The 18,833-nt window shown below is 60.6% G+C and carries 15 protein-coding genes and 2 pseudogenes; 6 read left to right on the top strand and 11 right to left on the bottom strand.

The features are described from left to right. Positions 1-94: 94 nt before the first annotated feature. Positions 95-400 carry a hypothetical protein gene (locus NLN62_RS44380; RefSeq protein ID WP_254112945.1) on the top strand — a complete coding sequence of 102 codons (306 nt, stop codon included), beginning with the start codon at positions 95-97 and terminating at the stop codon, positions 398-400. Positions 401-686: 286 nt separating this feature from the next. Here NLN62_RS44380 and NLN62_RS44385 read toward each other — a convergent pair whose 3' ends face one another. The 4 genes and pseudogenes from NLN62_RS44385 to NLN62_RS53765 form a co-directional block, all read right to left on the bottom strand. Beyond that, positions 687-1,682, bottom strand: coding sequence for an ABC transporter substrate-binding protein (locus tag NLN62_RS44385; RefSeq protein WP_254112946.1), 996 nt, complete (start codon positions 1,680-1,682; stop codon positions 687-689). Between the two features lie 299 nt (positions 1,683-1,981). Then, positions 1,982-2,269 carry a hypothetical protein gene (locus tag NLN62_RS44390; protein WP_027526620.1) on the bottom strand — a complete coding sequence of 96 codons (288 nt, stop codon included), beginning with the start codon at positions 2,267-2,269 and terminating at the stop codon, positions 1,982-1,984. 682 nt (positions 2,270-2,951) lie between these two features. Beyond that, entirely contained in the window at positions 2,952-3,704 is a 753-nt protein-coding gene (locus NLN62_RS44395) for a DUF5131 family protein (RefSeq protein WP_027526619.1), read from the bottom strand. Then, positions 3,697-4,541 (bottom strand): annotated as a pseudogene (locus NLN62_RS53765) (three-Cys-motif partner protein TcmP). Before NLN62_RS53765 ends, NLN62_RS44395 begins: the two are co-directional and overlap by 8 nt. Before the next feature lie 108 nt (positions 4,542-4,649). On the opposite strand from NLN62_RS53765, the gene NLN62_RS44410 reads away from it, so the two are divergent. Continuing rightward, entirely contained in the window at positions 4,650-5,027 is a 378-nt protein-coding gene (locus NLN62_RS44410; protein ID WP_371933086.1) for a hypothetical protein, read from the top strand. Here the strand turns inward: NLN62_RS44410 and NLN62_RS44415 are convergent. Both NLN62_RS44415 and NLN62_RS44420 read right to left on the bottom strand, forming a co-directional pair. Continuing rightward, positions 4,913-6,267 (bottom strand): annotated as a pseudogene (locus tag NLN62_RS44415) (sensor histidine kinase). The gene NLN62_RS44410 and the pseudogene NLN62_RS44415 overlap by 115 nt on opposite strands. A 1-nt stretch (position 6,268) precedes the next feature. After that, positions 6,269-6,943: a response regulator transcription factor gene (locus NLN62_RS44420; protein WP_254112947.1), complete on the bottom strand. Its 675-nt coding sequence runs from the start codon at positions 6,941-6,943 to the stop codon at positions 6,269-6,271. A 362-nt stretch (positions 6,944-7,305) separates the two neighbouring features. Here NLN62_RS44420 and NLN62_RS44425 point away from each other — a divergent pair, with 362 nt between their 5' ends. Then, positions 7,306-8,553: an acyltransferase family protein gene (locus NLN62_RS44425; RefSeq protein WP_254112948.1), complete on the top strand. Its 1,248-nt coding sequence runs from the start codon at positions 7,306-7,308 to the stop codon at positions 8,551-8,553. 275 nt (positions 8,554-8,828) lie between these two features. Here NLN62_RS44425 and NLN62_RS44430 read toward each other — a convergent pair whose 3' ends face one another. Further along, entirely contained in the window at positions 8,829-9,422 is a 594-nt protein-coding gene (locus NLN62_RS44430) for a DUF6647 family protein (protein ID WP_254112949.1), read from the bottom strand. Between the two features lie 1,122 nt (positions 9,423-10,544). On the opposite strand from NLN62_RS44430, the gene NLN62_RS44435 reads away from it, so the two are divergent. Together NLN62_RS44435 and NLN62_RS44440 are read left to right on the top strand one after the other, a co-directional pair. Then, entirely contained in the window at positions 10,545-10,880 is a 336-nt protein-coding gene (locus NLN62_RS44435; protein ID WP_027526612.1) for a GYD domain-containing protein, read from the top strand. 278 nt (positions 10,881-11,158) lie between these two features. Further along, positions 11,159-11,641, top strand: coding sequence for a GNAT family N-acetyltransferase (locus tag NLN62_RS44440; RefSeq protein WP_254112950.1), 483 nt, complete (start codon positions 11,159-11,161; stop codon positions 11,639-11,641). 115 nt (positions 11,642-11,756) lie between these two features. Here the strand turns inward: NLN62_RS44440 and NLN62_RS44445 are convergent, their stop codons facing one another. Further along, positions 11,757-15,131, bottom strand: coding sequence for an AAA family ATPase (locus NLN62_RS44445; RefSeq protein ID WP_254112951.1), 3,375 nt, complete (start codon positions 15,129-15,131; stop codon positions 11,757-11,759). Positions 15,132-15,309: 178 nt separating this feature from the next. On the opposite strand from NLN62_RS44445, the gene NLN62_RS44450 reads away from it, so the two are divergent. After that, entirely contained in the window at positions 15,310-15,615 is a 306-nt protein-coding gene (locus NLN62_RS44450; protein WP_254112952.1) for a hypothetical protein, read from the top strand. A 27-nt stretch (positions 15,616-15,642) separates the two neighbouring features. Here NLN62_RS44450 and NLN62_RS44455 read toward each other — a convergent pair whose 3' ends face one another. From NLN62_RS44455 to NLN62_RS44465, 3 genes are all read right to left on the bottom strand, one after another. Beyond that, positions 15,643-16,587, bottom strand: coding sequence for a TorF family putative porin (locus NLN62_RS44455; RefSeq protein ID WP_254112953.1), 945 nt, complete (start codon positions 16,585-16,587; stop codon positions 15,643-15,645). A 6-nt stretch (positions 16,588-16,593) separates the two neighbouring features. Next, a complete protein-coding gene (locus NLN62_RS44460; protein WP_027526608.1) occupies positions 16,594-17,250 on the bottom strand; it encodes a VIT1/CCC1 transporter family protein in 657 nt (218 codons plus the stop codon). Between the two features lie 482 nt (positions 17,251-17,732). Continuing rightward, positions 17,733-18,821, bottom strand: coding sequence for a TRAP transporter substrate-binding protein (locus tag NLN62_RS44465; protein ID WP_254112954.1), 1,089 nt, complete (start codon positions 18,819-18,821; stop codon positions 17,733-17,735). Between the last annotated feature and the right edge of the window lie 12 nt (positions 18,822-18,833).

The raw sequence follows: 18,833 nt of genomic DNA on the forward strand, positions 1-18,833 counted from the left end.
ACGATGCCCGCCGCCGCGACCTGTGGACGGAGAGCAAACAAGCCGCACGCCATCAGCAAACAGGTCTACACCCTTCATTGGGGGCGACATCGACATGGAGTTCGAGCTTAAGGGCGCGCTAAAAAAGTATCGTCGGATGCGAACGTGGCGGCGAGCTGGAGTGGCGATCATGGCATTCGGCGCGATCTTCGCGCCATTGCTTCTCAATCTGGGGCAGACGGACGGGCTGATATGCTGTCTCGGTGCGCTTGTCCTGTGGCTGGGCAGCGAACTCGAAATGCGATTGAAGACAATGCAGATACGGCTTGCAGGAATGAGCGATCGATTGAACGCGCTTACCCGTAGAGATCCCGATCAGGGGCCGGATGATGATTTGATCCTCGAACTCAACGACTGGTAACCGCGCTATGGGCACCTGATGGGCTCCTCGGCGCGTCGTGCTGATGCGCGCAAGCCCGGAGCCCGAGACATCTCAAGAAATGTTCGCCGTTGGGGTCCTTTGGGGCAGGGAAAAAACGGGGGGTACGCGCGACCCCGGCAGTTGAGGAAATCTGGTGCGAGAAAAATCGTAGTTGCAGTTACAGGGAAGCTCCGTCGCCTATCCCATGGCCGCTACGCCCCGACAGCGAGCAAATTCCGCATCGCTGCGAAATGACGCGATGGGCGACACGCCCACGTATCCCGCCTTATCCGATCACCTCGTCGGCGAGCGCGAGCAGCTTGTCTGGAATGGTGAGGCCGAGCGCCTTCGCAGTCTTGAGGTTGACAACCAACTCGAACTTGGTCGCCTGCTGCACCGGCGTATCGGCCGGCTTTTCTCCCCTGAGGATGCGACCGACATATATTCCTACCAGACGATAAAGGTCGGCGGGGTTGGTCCCGTAACTTATCAAGCCGCCGGCTGCGGGGTACTCGCGCCATGCCGCGACGGAAGGGAGGGCATACCGGACGGCCAGAGCTGCGATTTGCCTGCGCTGGTTGAAATAAAATCCATCGGCCCCAATCACAATCGCGCGGGCGCCTAGGGCGACCAGATCCGGAAATGAAGCATCAATTTCATCTTGAAGTGTCGCCTCAGCGACATGCAGTTGCAGCCCCAGAGATAGCGCCGCAGCTTCAACTACCCGGCGTTCCGCCTTTTCAAATGGATTTGCTGGATTTGTCAGCAGCGCGATAGTCGCCGCAGTGGGTGCCAATTGATGCAACAGATCGAGCCGCCTCGCGACCACAGGGACCTCAAGCATGGCAACCCCTGTGAGGTTGCCTCCCGGATGCGCGAGGCTCGCGACGAGCCCGAACTCGACGGGGTCACCCCCTATCATGAACACTATTGGAATGGTTTGTGTGGCTGCCTTCGCAGCGAGCGCCGCCGCTGTGGATCCCGGCACTGCGATGGCAGCAAGCCGACGACCGGCCAGTTCGGCCAATATGCCCGGCAAGCGTTCGTTACGGCCTTCCGCCCACCGCCATTCTATGACGACATTCTTATTTTCGACGTAACCAGCTTGCGTCAGGCCTTGACGAAATGCGTCCTCAAAATGCGTATTCTCCCCACGCTTGGCGAGAAGCACAACACCGATGACGGGTATGGGCTGCTGCTGCGCGGGCGCAGTCAATGGCCAAGCGACGACGGCACCGCCAACTGCAGCTATCAACTCTCGCCGTCCGATTGTGGCTGGCATCTGCCTCTCCCCGGAGAGCCGCCTACCGATGGCAATGATACCACGCCGCGAGCCTACCGTCTTCGTGCGCAGGCTAAGCTTGATGCAGTGGTTCAGGGCGGAGCAAATTTCTCCTCGGGTCATTCACGACCGACTGAGCCCAGGGGCAAGTCGGAGTTATCGTCCGCTATGCCGCCGGAAGCGGAAGTGAGGTATCCTGCCGCGACGCAACGCGAGCGAACACGATTACTGAGGCCGTCACCAATGATCGCGCGCCCGTCGCCTTTTGCCCGCGATCCGGAAAGGTCAGCGCGTCGGCACTAGCGATCCGCCTCGATTGCAGCCGGGCCTACATCGGCAAGCTCGAAGCGGAAGGCGTGATCCAGCGGCAAGGTGACGGCTTCCCGCTTGATCAGAGCCGCGTTGCCTACCTTCGATACTTGCGGCGCGAGAGGCGACAATCGCCGCGCAGTGAGGCGGACGCAGATCACGTCAGGGCAAAGACCGAGATGCTGCAACTGCGGCTGATGGAGAAGCGGCGCGAACTGGTGCGCCGGGACGATGTCGATGCCCTGATCGATGAACTCGCTGGCATTACGCTGACGCATCTATCCCGCATGGCGGCCCGATGCTCGCGCGACATGCAGGTTCGGCGCAGTATCGACGCGGTCGTGGATCAGGTCCGGCGCGAGATGGCGGCAGCCGCTCTTGCCAAGGCGGACGAGTGGAACCATCGCTCGCTGAGCAGGACTGACGCTCCGGCATCGTTCTTGCTGCGGGTTGCCTCAGATCGTATCGCGCTTAACTATTGTACCATCTCGCACACAAAGGCGGTGCGCGATGTGGCGCATGTCGAACACGGGGGCGCTGATCTTCGTCGCGGTGATCGTCGTCATGGTCGCGCTGGCGGTTTGGTGGCTGGCGCTGTAGCCGAACTCACTGGCCTTTGCGGTGCTGTCACGAAGCCAAGGGCCACGCCGGTTCTTCATGAGCTGGAGGCGCGGGTTTTAGGAGCGGTCGGTGGACGCTCAAACGCCCAGAAAACCAAGAGGGCGACATAGAGACCGATACGACAGAGCCAAAGAAAAGTCACAGCGATCAATTCGAAAACAGCGTCTGGCAAAAAAGAAAAGAGAGCGACAAAAATCCACGTGCCGGTAGCTAAAATACCAAAACTACATTCCCGCCGAACCAAGCTATCGGAAGGCACCCTATGAGTTTGGCGACAACAATCGTTTTCTGGCGCATCGACTTCCTTTGCGAAGCCCTTTGCTGGCGGACCGCCGGTGATCAGGACATCGTGGCGGCGCGCGGCATCTCATCGAACGTGCGCCCGCGATAGTGCCTGCCGGTGCTCTTTTTGCGAACGCCGCCCCACTGCTTGAAGAAGAAGGCCGTCCGCGCCTTGCGACATGCGGTTTCAATCTCCGCTACCCACCGTTCCTCCATCGGTCGCGCGCGCGGGCCGCTCTCGCCGCCGACGATCGCCCAATGGATACCTCTAAGATCGGCGCCGGCCACCGACCCGAGTAGTGGCTCGAACGAAACGAACCTGACGACGGCATCGACCTTGCGCAGCTCATCAATGCGCCCGAGATAGTCGGCACTTTCGACGCTCGTCCCGAGCCAGACGTTCGGAAGCAGAGGCAATGAGGCGGTGATGTCCGCCATCCGATCCGGCCGCTTCGTCAGAATTTGATAGGTGTGCTGCGGCGTTGCCTGCATCGCGCCCCAGACGGCGGCGACAAATTCGGCCGGCACGGCGTCGTGAAAAAGGTCCGACATCGAGTTCACAAAAATCCGGCGAGGCTTTTTCCAACCTGCCGGGATGCTGAGCGCTTCCCGATCGAGCCTGACCTTGCCGGTCCACACCGCGCGCTTGCCGCTCTTGCGGGTGAGCCCGCGATACTTCTTCATGCCCATCGCATCGAGACGGGCCGCCATGCGCATCGCGTAGCAATTCGTGCAGCCGGGAGAGATCACTGTGCAGCCCGCAACCGGGTTCCACGTTGCGTCCGTCCATTCGATCGAGGTGTCAGCCATTGAAAAGCGATCCTTGCTTCGTCAGGTTCTGCACGCTGTTCCACAGCTTCACGCCAAGCGGATTTGAGCTTGCGAAGACAAGCCAGTAGAGGCGCTGACCTTTTCCGCCGACGATCAGGGGAATGCCTGTCGCAGGTTGCGTTCCGAGCGAACGGACAAGGCCCAACCAATACTCGACTATAGCAGCGCGCAGGGGTGCCATCGCTTGTCGCACGTTGACGACATCCCTCCAGCCCGGCGCAAAGCTGTCGAAGGTCCCACCCTCACGAGTGTATTCGTCCAAATTACGTTGCAGGTCCTGAAGGCTGACATGGATTATCAGGTCCATCCGTCGCACCCTCAACAGGCGTTCGATAATCGAGAACGGCAACTGCGCCAGATTGAAGGGTCCAAGAAGGCGAGATGAAGACCGGCAGGATTGATGGCTCGAATGACCTGATCAACCACGATGTCGGCTGGGCCCACATAGCTTGTCGTAGTAGCGGCACCGCCAAGCGCCTTGATGCGCTGCCCCAGCGCCGATGAGTTCTCCGGCTTCAGATCGGACAGGTGCATATCGGAGAACGGATGGGCGGTCGCCTTCGACGCCTTGAAAGCGACCACGGCACTGCCGTCGATGATGTTCGTCGTATGCTTGATGACCGAACGGCCTGCACCCGAATAAAGTTCGATGTAACTCGCGCTCGCCCTGCCGATCGGCGGCAAGAATTTCGCGCGCGCATTGTGCGAAGCGTCGATATATTTCCGCAGGCGGTCATGCTTCTCAGCGGCCCATCGGCCAACCTGCCCGACGATAAGCACGTCGTCGGGATCGTGTGTGATTGTCTGTTTGGCCATTCCAGCAGCCCCCCGACGAAGCACTACCACACTGCCAAAGGTTGAGGGTTAACGCGAGGGCACTTTCTCGAAGATTGAACCCGTCGCACGCTGCCCTATCCTCCCGTCATGGTCCAACGGCGGCGCCCATCCGGCTTCATTGAACCGTGCCTGCCGTCGAAGGTGGCCCGGCCGCCGTCCGGGGCTGACTGGCTTCACGAGATCAAGCACGACGGCTACCGGCTGATGGTGCGCCGGGATGGCCCGAAGGTCCGCTGCTTCACCCGCAACGGGTATAACTGGGCCGGCCGCTTCCCGGCCATCGTTGATGCCGCGCTCCGCATCGAGGCCGATGCGATCCCCCCTCTCCCACAAGGAGAGAGGGTGCAGCGTCAATGCCGCGCCGATTTCTTGTCAGCGTCTCCCGCTCCGTCCGCCAGCTTGAAGCACAGCGTGAACTGGGCGCCGCCGCCGGGGAGATTTTCGACGGCGATGCTCGCCGCGTGATCCTCCGCGACGCCGCGCACGATCGACAGCCCAAGGCCCGCGCCGTCGCTGCGCTGGCGGTCGGCCCGCCAGAAGCGCTGGAAGATCAGCTCGCGCTCGGCCTCCGCGATGCCGGGGCCGCAATCGCGCACCCGCACCACGCCGTCGCCGCTGACCTCGACGTCGACGGCGGTGTCCTTCGCGGTGAACTTGATGGCGTTCTCCGCAAGATTAAAGATCGCCCGTTGCAGCATCTCGGAATTGCCGTGGATCAGGACCGGTGCGTCGGTGCCCCTCAGCGCGATGTCCTTGTTCTGGGCCAGCGCAAGCGGCGCGATCGAGCCGATCACCTCGGCGCAGACGGCACGCAGGTCCGCGGTCTCGCCGGGATCGAGCACCAGCGTATCGAGCTCGGCGATCTCCAGCAGCTGCGCGACGATCCGGCTCATGCCCTCGATGTCGGCGTGCAGCGCCTTTCTGGCCGCGCCATCGCCCAATGTCTCGATCCGGGTGCGCAGGATCGCGAGCGGCGTGCGCAGCTGATGCGCGGCGTCCGCGGTAAACTGCCGTTGCACGCGAAAACCGTCCTCGAGCCGGTCGAGCGCCTGGTTGACGGCAGTGACCAGCGGCAGGATCTCGCGCGGGATCTGCTCGGTCGGAAGGCGGATATCGGTGCGCGCCGGACCGATATTGCTCGCCTCCTCCGAAGCCTTCAGCAGCGGCGAGATGGCGCGGCGGAAAATGATGATGTCGGTGGCGAGCAGGATCAGGAGGATCGGAATCGTGATCCAGCCGACGCGCCGGAAGAAATTGGCGACGATGTCGTCGATGATGACGTCGCGGTGCGCGAGATCCTCGGCGACCTGGATGCGCACGGTCCTGTCGTCGATGGTGCGCGTGACGCCGCGCCGGAAATGGTCTCCGAGGCTGCCGCGCCGGTCTTCTTGTGCGAGGAGAACAGCACCCTACCGTCGGCATCGCTGATGTCATATTGGTAGCGGCCATAAGCCTCCGAATAGAGGCCCCGGAGGCTGTCAGGCAGGTTGAACGTGATCCTGCCGTCCGGCTGCACGGCGATGCGCTCGGCGAGAACCTCGGCCTGCGCCCGCATGGCCGCGCGATGTAACTCGCCGATCTCCGAGTTCAACAGCCAGAACAGGACCAGCGGCAGGAAGATCGCCACCACGGCGATCGCGACGATATGCAGGAAGACGATGCGCCAGATCAGCGATTTGAACGTCGGTGACCTCAGGCGCGGCACGCTATTTCTCCTCGGCCATCAGATAGCCGACACCGCGGATGGTGTGGATCACAACCCTCGCGCCGTGCTCGGCGAGCTGCTTGCGCAGCCGCGACACGTAGACTTCCACGGCGTTGGACGCGACCTCGCCCTCGAGCCCGAAAATGTGGTCCTCGACATTCTTCTTCGGCACCACCCGCCCCTGCCGCCGCAGCAGGATCTCCAGCACCGACGTTTCGCGCGCAGAAATGATCCGCGGCTGGTCGTCGACGAAAATCTGCCGGCTCTCGGTGTCATAGACGAGGTTGGCAAGCCGCAGCGAGCGGCCGAGCAACTGGCCGGGACGGCGCAGGATCGCCTCCAGCCGCGCCACCAGCTCCTCCAGCGCGAACGGCTTTGCGAGATAATCGTCGGCGCCGCTGCGCAGGCCGTTGACCCGGTCCTGCAAGCCCCCCCGCGCGGTCAACACCAGCACGGGCAACGGGTCCATGTGGCGGCGCAGCTCGCGCAGCACGGCCAGACCGTCCCCGTCGGGCAGGCCGAGATCGAGGATCATCGCGGCATAGCTGACGTTGCGCACCGCCTCGCGCGCCTCGGCCGCGCTGCTGACGATGTCGCTCTCATAGCCCGCCACCGTCAGGCCGTTCGCAACCAGCCGCGACAGCTCGACATTGTCCTCGACGATCAGAAGACGCATTGTAGTCCCGCCGGAAACCCGCGGCTCGTACCGCTTCGCCGATTTCTTCCACTATCCGCCGGGTTTCGGCCAGCAAAAAGGCGAGCGCCATCCGCCTTTTCGTCTCCTGTAAGCTTCACGTAAGCTTTGCGAATGAGCGTCCGTCGCTTGAGCAGAAATCGCTCACGCCTGCTGGTGCCCCGACGGCGTTCCGCAATATCATCTTCGCCAGACGATCAACGCGGGGACGCCGACCGTGATCGCAAATCGGCCAGCGGCGTCGAGAAATCGGCTAGCCGATTTCCGGATCGGGCAAGAGGGCCCTGGCAAGGTCGGGCAGATTGTCAGGCAGAAGGCCCTCTCCAGCGAGCACGAGCCCGTCCATGTCTCGCTTGACCACCGCCCCCTCCGCGTTTGAACGGCTGCACGCCCTCGATGCGGTGAGGGGGTTTGCCCTGCTGCTCGGCATTGCCCTGCACGCGACATTGTCATTTGTCCCTGCCCCGACCGGGTTCTGGTTCATCCAGGACACCCATCAAAGCGCGGCCCTGGGCCTGTTGTTCTTCGCCATCCACGTCTTCCGGATGACGACCTTCTTCCTGATGTTGGGCTTCTTCGCCCGCATGAGCTTTCATCGCCGGGGAGCCTGGGGCTTTGTAAGGGACAGGTTGCAGAGGATCGGGCTACCGCTCGTGATCGCATGGCCGATCGTGTTTACGCCTATGGCGATGGTCGTGATCTGGGCATCCAGCTTTCCGAATGGCGGTCCGGTCCACGGCGCGCGTGGCTGGCCGCCGGTGCTGCCGAATTTCCCCCCCGCCCATCTCTGGTTTCTCTATGTGTTGCTGGAGCTCTATGTCGCCATGCTTTTGCTGCGCGGCGTCATCGTCCGGCTCGATGCGTCCGGCGCTCTGCGAACGGCCCTCGACCGGCTCTTCGCATGGACCATACGAAATCCGCTGGCTCACCTGGTTCTGGCGATCCCAATCGGCATCGACCTCAGCCTCGACCAGAAAGGGATCAGCGTGATGGGGATCAGGACGCCAGATCAATCGCTCATCACCAACCTGCCGTCTTGGATCGGTTTCGGCACCGCATTCCGCATCGGCTGGCTGTTGCATCGGCAGCGCGACCTGCTGCGGATTCTGGAGCGACGCTGGCTGTCGCACCTCGTGCTGGCGCTCGGCCTGATCCTGATCTGTTTCGTCCTCGCCGGCGTGGTGACGTCCGCGCCGGGTGCGCCAAAGCTGCCGATCCGCTCCGACACGCTCAGGCTTGTCTCCGCCGTTCTCTATGCACCGGCAATATGGACCTCAACGTTCGCGGTCATCGGACTCGCGCTCCGCTTCATGTCCACGTTCAGTCCGACGCGCCGCTATCTCGCAGACGCATCCTACTGGCTCTATCTGATCCAAATGCCGATCGTGATGGCGTTGCAGGTCGCGGTGTCGCAACTCGACTGGCCCTGGCCGATCAAGTTCGCGACCATTCTCGGCGTCGCGCTTCCCCTGATGCTGGCGAGCTATCGCCTGCTGGTGCGCTTCACCATGATCGGCGTGGTGCTCAATGGCCGCCGCGCGCCACGCGAAGCGGCCCCCGCCGCCGCGGTCACCGGCTCCGCCGCGTCATGATGCCAGGCGCGTATTTGATCACCGCATTGGGCAGAGACTTCACGGCACAAGCGCGGCAGGCATGGGGCCCGTTGGCAGCGGGACAAAATGATGCTGCTGCCCCCGTGCCATCGCCCAGAGCGCCAAGACAATTGCAAGGGCAGCCAGGCATCTGACCATCACGCGCACTGCGTTCGTGTACGGACGAGACTTCAAATCGGTTCCTATCTGGAGACGATGCCTTCAACAGGGAGACGCAGTCTCGCTCTGAGAATACAATGTTGGCACGATCATGGTCAGTACATACATGCAGAGGAAATCAGCACCGTGAACATGTCGACGTCAAATTCACTCTCCAGGCTCGTTCCGAACCGCCGCAGCCATTTGTCTTGAGCCATGTAGGCCAACTTCTCTCGCGCCATCGGGCATTCAAACTTCAACTTCGCAAGATTTTGAAGGTGATGGACCATCTCGTGAACCAGGACCGACTGGTCCGCTGGTGATTTTCCAATCCAGTCGTCCGGTAGGAAGATGGTTTTCGAATTGTTGTCATAAAGCGCGACAACCGTGCGCAGCGCTAATCGATCGATGCCCTCATCCCGCGCGAGACCCTGCCAATGCGCACGATCCGAAGCGCGCATAGTCGCAAGTCTTGCTTTCGAGGTAAATTCGATGGCTGGGCGATCCTTGATCGCGGGCAGATCGAAATTCGATGAGAGCCAACCCGCAACTTCATCCAACAGGTCTTCCGCGACTCGGGTTGCATCGAGTCGGGCCTGACCCGACCCGGCGGCGACGCCAGGCTCCAGATCATCGCGACAATCGGCTTTGGATGAGCCAAGTAACGCTAAAGCAGAAATGGCTACGGCCAAAAGGAATTGCTTGAACATCAGAACCTCCAAAGAGGTTGCTTATTCAATCCTGGAATGGAGATTGTTCAAAAAAGTCCCGGCAACTATCGAAAACGTAGCATGTCATTTCTGGCGCTGCTGTGAACCCGTTCACAGTCCAACTATTGCACGCCGCGATATAGGAACGCCTGTTGCAGCACCCACAAGGAGACGTGGCAGATACGGCAGCTGTTCGCGCAAATCCTAAGCGTAAACTGGTGGGCCGCCTTCATCGTGCTCGAATCACGGTCGTAAGTCATCTTGGTTTCGATCCTCGAAGCGAGGACAGCAATGGAGTCTGCAAAACCCCGCAAATGGGCCGACGAGGAGACCAAGCTGCTGATAGAACTCGCACACCGGAAGGAAAGTGTGCGAACGATAGCAAGGGAGCTTGGACGTCACATCGCCTCCGTCAAACGTCGGGCCCGCGAATTGGGCGTGCTTCTGCCGCAAGGCGAGGTCCGCTCGGGGTCACAAGTGGTGGTCGAGGGCAGCCCGAGCCAAGTGCGATCTACCCGTGACGGCGGGCAAGCGTGATTTTTTGAGTTTCTTCAGCTCTGGGTCGGCGATTAGCGGAATCCTGCGCATCACCCGCACCGCGACGCCCCTGCTCTCCCGAGCGAATTTTACCGCCAATGTGAGTACGTTTCGGCTGCAGCAGGCCCAACAGGCCACATTCAGCAAATCGCCTGTATCTCCTGATTGCCGGCACCGAAAATCCCGTCCCGCAACTGAGCGATCTCGCCGGCACTATGATGCCGCTGTGCCACTGGCCCGTGGCGTTGATGTGGATCAATGCGCTTGGAAATGACTAGTCGCGCAGGCTTTGGCCTACAATGCGAGGTCACGAAAGCCGACGCCACACTCTGACCACGCTACATCGCTCTTCGACAGTGGCAGTCACGAACGGCATGTAGTCCACTTCCGTGCGCTCAGTGTGTGATGTATCTTGCCAGGAGAGCCGCTACCGCGATGTGCCGAAATCTCGGTGGTGATTGGCGGCGTTTATGCCTGCGGCGGGCATTGCACTTGCGACAGTTTCATTCGGACGTGGACGACCGTGACGACTCACTCGGAACGGGACGATAATTATTGCCACATTCTTTTTAGGGAGGACATTCCATGCATTTCTGTCTGACAGGACAATATACGCCACGTGCTCTCAATGCCATTTTGGAAAACCCGACGACTGATCGCCAGGAAGCGGCGAGAAAGCTTATCGAAGCGGCCGGCGGAAAGCTGGTGTCGATGTATAGCTCTGCATCGGACGGCCCGGGCGTTCTGGTGATCTTCGACGTGCCTGATCCGAGTGCGGCTCCAGCCATTTCCGGCCTGACCGTCACGGCCGGCACTCTTCAGAATGTGAAATTGACACGCCTGTTCACGCAGGACGAGATCAAGCAGGTTCGGCAGAACGCGGCCAAGTTGCGCTCCTCGTATAGCGCACCGGGCAGCTAAATATCCGAAACGCTGGAATGCGAACGCACGTCACGAGTGAAGTCGTCCGCCGGCTCGGCTAGCTCCGAGCCGGTCTTTGCTTGTTCCGCCGAAATCCAGGCGCTGCCGCATCTCGCCGCGCTTGGCCCACAGCGCGCCCTCGCCCGTGACGGGCGACAATCTGTCATTCAGCGGCGCGCCTCCATTCACCTCGACACGAAGCAGAACCCGGTGCAAAACGCGGATGATCACCGCTCGGAAATGAGCGGACGTTCAGCAACCACAGGGATCGATGGACCATGGGCCAGACTGCTCCGACGGCTTTCAGGGAGATTGCCGAAACAGATTTCGATGACATGGCCGATGTGCTGATCGAGATGCAAGCTCATTATCGCGCCCGCTGTCCCACACGGGACTCGATCATCGACGGGTTGAAGTCGAGGCCCGCGGGATCGCGCGTTCTGCTTGCTTGCGAGAACGATGGGATCGCTGGTTTCGCATGCTTTAGCGCCATCTATCCTGGGCCCGGTTTGACGTCGGGCTTTTTCTTGAAGGAGCTCTACGTTCGTCACGATCGACGCAGGAGTGGATTAGGGAAAAGGCTTATGGCGCAACTGGCCGCACTGGCTCGGCACGAAGGCCACGATCGCATCGATTGGACTGTCGATGCAGATGATCCAGGGCTCCAAGAGTTCTACGAGATGCTCGGCGGGCGGGCGCTGCCCGAAAAACGGTTCTTCCGCATGGCCGGCGCAAAGCTGACAGAGCTGGCCGAAACGTAACACATTCGGCTTACAGTCTCCTCGCCAGCCGCCAAGACGGCGACCCGACTTCTCGAGATCGAGCCTGATTTCCGGATATCGACTTTGATGGCGCGTGGTCAACGGAGCCGGATGATCATCGAGGGGCTGCGCAAGGCGGGACTTCCGGAGTGAACCCCTCAGCCGCTGCGTGTTCGGCAAGCAGGGCCTTCGTGCGCCGCAGATCCGGTATGATGGTCTTCCCGTCAAAGCTGGTGTCGAGTGGGGCCAACAAGGCGTGCACTTCCGGGATCTTGCCCTGCGTACACCATAGCCCGGCAAGGGCATTCGAGGCGCGCAATTGCCACAGCCGCGCTCCCTGCCGCGCGGCAACAGCGATCGCCTTTTCGTAGCAGATTTCTGCAGCTGCCGGAGAGCCGCATCCACCGATCAGCAAGTCTCCCTTCAACCGATGAAGCTCGGCCTCGTACCAGCGCCCGCTCGTTCCAGCTACGGTCTGCAACGTCTGATCCACGAGCTTCATGGCATCGACGACCTGTTCTGATCTCGCGAGGGCCTGGGCCAGGAGATAGCGAGCGAACTGCACCCAGATCAGCGCACCAGTCGCTTCCAGCGCCCTTACGCTCTTGCGGAGCTCGGGAAGGCCCTCTTCCGCGTTCCCGAGATGACAACTTGCCCAACCTCGCAGCATCCGGCCACCAGCCAGCCAAAGCGGAAAGGCATATTCGGAGGCCAGCTCCACCGTTCGTTCGGCGATCGGATAACCTGCCGCGGGGTCGCCACACAGCACGTGGGCTCCCGCCAGAAACGCGAGCGCATTACAGAGGCTATGCGGATGCCGCTGCTTTTCGGCGATGCGTACCGCGTTTTGGCCAAATGCCAGCCCGCGATCGATGTCCCCGAGCAGCGTAGATGCAAGCGTCAAATAGGTTTGCGAGACAATCGGGGTAAGCGGTGCGTGGTGCGTTTCATCGTACAATCTGAGCGAGTCGCTCAGATGGTCCCGCGCGGAGGTCAGTTCGCCGATCAGAAACAGCGCCTGGCCGAGAGCACGATGACCGATCAGCTTGGGCATCGGATTGTCCTGCTGCTGGGCTCTCGCCAACAACTCTTCTGCCAATGTCCGAGACTGCTCGAAGTCGCCTCGCGTGACATGGAAGGCAATTATCCCGTTGAGCACCGCAAATCTCTGATCAGAACTCTTGGCGGTGCTGCACAGGTCAAGCGCCCGTTTATAGGCTTCAACGGTCTCTGTCGCGGCAAACCCCTTTGACGCCGCAAAGGCATTCCCCAGCGACAGCTGCAACTGCAACTCGAGATTATCGCGCTCCATGTCCGATGGAAACTCGGCCAGTCGCTTGAGAGCCAATTGAAGGTGAGTACAGGCTTCGACAAAGGCAGATCGTGCACTGGCTTGCCGAGCAGCCCTTATCCAATAGTCGATCGCCAGTTTGGCTCTGCCCGCTTCGGCATAGTGCTGCGCAACGATTTCAGGAGCCGTATGAGCATCCTCCGGGAAGTCTCTGCATAAAATGTCGGCGATTCTTCCATGAAGCTTTCGGCGCTGGTCATTAAGTATGCTCGCATAGGCTTCGTCTCGAAGGAGTGCGTGCTTGAAGGAGAAGCTCTGATCGCTCAGGTGACCGGTTCGGAACACCAGACCAGATGCCAGCAAGCGATCGACGGCTGCCTGAACGTCGCTTTCCGAGAACGGGGCTGTCGCCTTCAACAGATCAAGGGAAAAGTCGCGACCGATCACGGACGCGATCTGAGCGACAGTTTTCGCTGGCGCGAGCAAGTCCAAGCGAGCCATTAGCGAATCATGCAATGTTTCTGGCACCAGCAGCGTAGAGTGTGCGCCAGAGCGATCTTCGCGCGATCCAACGCTTCCGCTTTCGAGGACTGCCTTCGTGATTTCCTCGACAAAGAGTGGCACGCCATCCGTCTTGGCCAGAATTTGATCGATTGCAGTCCGCGGCAAGTCCCTGCCCTTGGTCAGGGACTGGAGCATCGAAGACACCTGCTGCCGATCTAATCGATTGACCGTCAACGAGGTCACGTGCGGTTGTTCGGCCCAAGGCAGAGTAAGATCCGGACGATGCAGCAGCACAACCAACATCCGCCAGTTCTTTACGTTGTCGCGGATGCGCTGAAGTAGCTCCAGGGAGGTCGGATCCGCCCAATGTATGTCTTCGAATACGAGGACAACCGGTTGCTGCTCGGCACCGGCCCGCAGCAAAGCGAGGAGAGCACTGAAGGTTTGGCCCTTTAGCTGCTCGGGCGTGAGCTCTCGTTGGGGGGCGCGATCTCCGATTGGAATCGACAGCAACGCGGCCAACGGCGGAACGATTGATCTGGCTTGTTCGGTCGTCCGGCGTACCAGGTCCTCCAACTTGTTCAATCGAACCGCAGGCGAGGTATCGCGAGTTATATCCGCGGCATGCTCCAGGTAATGAATGACTGGATGCAGCGCGCTGCTCGTATGATACGACGAGCACTGAAATTGCAGGAAACCGTATCTCTCTTCGGCCAGTCGGTGTCGCAGGGCCAGGATGAGTCGAGACTTGCCTATTCCAGGCTCGCCAGAGATCAGGACCATCTGGCCCTTGCCCTGCTTCGCCTTGCTGTACTGTTTGTGCAACAGGCGCACCTCATCCTGCCGACCGATCAGGGGCGTCAGGTGCGAAGAGGTGCGCGCCTCAAAGCGGCTCGATAGCGACCCCGGCGCGACGACTCGCCACACACGAACCGGCCGCTCAACTCCCTTTAAATCGCGATCACCAAGGTCGGCAAATTCAAACAGCCCGCCAAGCAGGAGCCGAGTGCGTGGAGCGATCAATATCTGGCTGGGCTCGGCCAAGGCCTGCAAGCGCGACGCCAGGTTTGGTGCATCGCCGACGAGCGCGAACTCGCGCGAAGGCCCCTCTCCGATCAGATCACCGACAACCACCAGGCCACTTGCAATACCGATCCGGACCTCGAGCTTTCCGGCGATCGGTATGGCTACGGCTGGAACTGATTCAACTATCTCCAAAGCCGCCTTCACCGCACGTTCGGCATCATCCTCATGGGCCGATGGAAAGCCGAAATAGGCGAGAACTCCATCTCCCATAAGACGCGCTATGTGCCCGTCATAGCGACGAATGGCGTCACCACAACAGCGCTGGAAATCAAAAAGGATCTTACGCATCTCCTCGGGATCGAGCTGCGCAGACAAGAAAGTCGAACCTACGAGGTCACAAAAGAGCACAGTGAGGTGGCGCCTCTCAGCACTCTGGGCTGTCGCCGGCGTCGACCGGGCATCAGTCGACCGGTTGGACACTTGCAACGAGTCGCAACGAGCCCGTACCGCCTTAACCAGTTTTTTCCGGTGCCCCAGAGAAACGCCGAGTTTTTCCAACTCGCTCTCGGTCAGATCCGGCAGGATTTCCCAATCAATGTCATTCCTGGCAAACAACTCGGAATATTGAGCCAGTCCAATCTCTTCCAGCCAGTGCTGTAGATCGGTCATCTTGGCATACAACCCGAACGCTTCAGGCGGCCGCGCCAAGATCCGCCGACCGGGCACGGCGAGACTGCGCGATTATCCTGCGCATGGATGTTCCCGTAGGCAAGCTAAAACTTCTGTTGCGATCGCAGGTACCGACGTACAGATCGCTCAAGGTCTTCTCGACTAGGATATCACTGGTATGTCGAACCAATTCGGTGAGACACTCCTAACCCATTGTGTCTCGCTCAAATCCATCGCCTACGTTACCGCAGCGTCGGCTGCAGATGACATTACCCCTCTCGTTCCGAACCTTCTCAGAGAGCAAATTGATGCGATCAACGACGCACGGCAAATCGTGCCTGGGTGCGCCGTCCAGCAGGCAGATCTGCGCATCAACAACGACCGTCCGCCGTGGCTCGAAGAGCGAAGGCGGAAGCGAAAGCCATCGCGCGGTCAGACCCAGACGACGCTGGTTGTCACGCCGCTCGCCCCCCGGGAGGGATGATGGATTTCGCCCTACCCGTCCTACAGTTTAAAAAGCGAACCAGGCTTTGGCGACGATCGTCGGACCACACCAGTTCGAGACCAGGCCAGCGGGGTTGGTAATGGGATCAACGCGGCCACCCGCCCGCGCATTTGGATCGCCAGTAAAGACGAAGCAGTTTTCTTTCGACAGATTGGTGTCGTAGTAGCGCAGATCGAAGTTGACGGCCTTGTAGGTAAAGGTCACGCCCGCTTGCCAGTTGAGATAGGCAGGTAACGGGAAGCTGCCGAGTTGCGGAGCCTGATTGCCGAACCAGGAATAGCCGACAGCCGTCGTGAACGACACGCCCAGGTTCTTCGGAAGCTGGCGGGTTGGCACATCATAACCCAGCCCGGCTGCCAAATATTGACTCCAGGCGCCGGTGTTCGAGACGTTCGGAGAATAGGCGTAACCGGCGGCGATGCGAAAGGACTCGCCGATGCTTCTGTCGCCGCGAACCGCCGCCTCCCAATAATTGATGCCGTTCGTCACGCCGGGAAACTTTTCTCCGGGATAGGCGAAATAGGTCACGCCGAGATCGAAATTGATATCTGCGATCTTCGGGCGGATACCGCCTGCCACCGTAAACTCTCCGACTGGTTCGGTGGGCAGCCTGACGGTGGCCATCGTGGCGCCGGCGTATAGAGAGCCAAACCTTGCCTCAAAGGCGGCTCCGGCCGCGGGCTCGCGACCGGACAGCGTCGTCCCGCGATAGACATAGTCGGATGCAACCCCCGCGCGGGCGCTGAATTCGAGCTCATTGACAGACGTTGCGTGACTCGTTTCGGCTGCGGACCAGGCGCGATTGCCAAGGCCGATCGCGCCGCTAGCGCTGGTCTCGGCGGTCTCGGCGCGCGCCACGTTGCCGGCCACCGGTGCCAGCCACAATCCAACGAACGCTGCAATCGAGACGCCGCCCAACTGCCAATCCGTTGCTGCGCCTCTTCGCTGCACCGTTGCCTATCCTCCGAGAGCTACCGCCACACTGACCAGTACACCACCCATGGCCACCATCGAAAGGCCGGCCGCCCAAGGCCGAAGTCCGCTACGATATCCGAACGCGTAACCACAACAAAACAGCATCACGATGGCAACGGCGTAGGAAACCCGCAGCGCCATTTTGGCGTCGCTCAGGAATATGAAAGGGATTACGATCGGAAAGGTGGAAGCGAAGCTCAGCAAGCAAAGAGCAAGTGCTCCGATCCAATCGTGTTTCGTCAACCTCGGACGTTCGGGCGGCTCGGGCAGCTGCCGCAACTGTTGCGGTGTCAGTTCCAGTTGCTCCAGAGGCAGGACCGACACCAATTCCGGTGGCAACGCGTCGGTGATGACGCGCCGCGCCGTTTCGGGATCCGGCGACTGCCGTAATGCGCGCATTGTCAGGATATTGATTCCCCGATCGTTGATGCGGGCCAACAGATAAAGACCTCCGTCAACGATGCCCCAAGCCAGGTTGCATCCGAGAGCGCCGACCAGCATCGTTTGACTCCTGATATCGTCCGCGGTCGCGACACCGAGGCTGCAGACGAAGGTGAGCACCATGATGAGACCGAACAAAGCCTCGGAGATCCGTTCCATCGGATCCAGCACGCGGCCAAAACGAATATCTGCTGACATCAGGGTCGACCTCACTGACTAGAGTAAGCAGACCTTTCTCGACATGATCGCAAAGCGAAGTATCGCGTGCACGATCGAAGCTCGTACGATCTGTAAGGCGAAGCGAAACTCATCGCGCGGTCGGACCCGGACGACGCTGGTCGTTGCGCGCTTGCTCACCCTGGGAGGGATGATGGGTTTCGCTTCGCTTGACCCATCCTGCAGTTCTGTTGCGCAACTGCCGGCGCGACGTTCGTCGATTTCGGATTATTCGATAATAATCTTTTGCCACTGGTTTGCCCGACGTGTCAAATGATTTCGCAGAAGGCAGACGGGCACCATGCCGCAATCCTCTACTTTGCATGGGGTTGTTTTCGGGATTATTGATGGACGTCCGCTACGCGCGTCAGGCTGGTCTCTCCCAATGCAAAAACCCGGCCTCGCCATGCGAGACCGGGTTTTCGCTGTTTGATGGATGATCGCGCCTCAACGCGCGAGCGTGATCAGCCCTGCGCGTGACGCGCCATGAAGATGTCGTAGCCAACCTCGGCGACCTGGAACCAGGCATAGCCGTCGTTCGAGAACTTGGTCAGGGACTCGTAGACCTTCTTGAAGTTGGGGTTGGTCGCGCTGACCTCGGCGTGCAGCTCCTTCGCGGCCTTGAAGCAGGCGTCCATGATCGGCGGCGGGAAGGCGTGCAGCTTGGTGTTGTTGGCAAGCAGCTTGCGCAGCGCCATCGGATTGGCCTGGTCGTAGCGCGCCATCATGTAGTTGTTGGCGTAGTGGCCGGCCTGCTCCAGAACGCTCTGATAGTACTTCGGCAGCGCATTCCATTTGTCGAGGTTGACGAAGGCGAGCAGCATCGGGCCGCCTTCCCACCAGCCGGGATAGTAGTAGTGCGGCGCGATCTTGTAGAAGCCGAGCTTCTCGTCGTCGTAGGGACCGACCCATTCGGCGGCGTCGATGGTGCCCTTCTCCAGCGCCGGATAGATGTCGCCGCCGGCAAGCTGCTGCGGCACCACGCCGAGCTTCTGCAGCGCGCGGCCGGCAAAGCCGCCGATGCGGAATTTCATGCCCTTGAGGTCGTCGGGCGTGTTGACCTCTTTCCTGAACCAGCCGCCCATCTGGCAGCCGGTATTCCCCGCCAGCAGCGAGATCACGTTGTAGCTCTTGTAGAAGTCGTTCAGCACTTCACGGCCGCCACCCAGCATGTACCAGGCCTGGTTGATACGCATGTTGGGACCGAACGGCACCGACGAGCCGAAGGTGAAGGTCGGGTCCTTGCCGAAGTAATAGTAGGACGCGGTGTGGCCAATCTCGCAGGTCGCGTTCTGAACGGCGTCGAGCACCTGCAGGCCCGGCACGATCTCGCCGGCCGCGAAGATCTGGATCTGGAATTTGTTGTCGGTCGCCTCCGCGACCATCTTGCACATCATCTCGGCGCCGCCATAGAGCGTATCGAGCGATTTCGGCCAGCTCGTCGGCATGCGCCATTTGATCTCCGGCATCGATTGCGCGATGGCGGGAGCGGCAAACGTGGCGGCGCCGGCGGCGCCAAGTCCGGTGACTTTGATGAAGTCTCGTCTTTTCATGATTTCCTACCC

This window comes from Bradyrhizobium sp. CCGUVB23 (assembly GCF_024199885.1).
Taxonomy (GTDB): Bacteria; Pseudomonadota; Alphaproteobacteria; order Rhizobiales; family Xanthobacteraceae; genus Bradyrhizobium.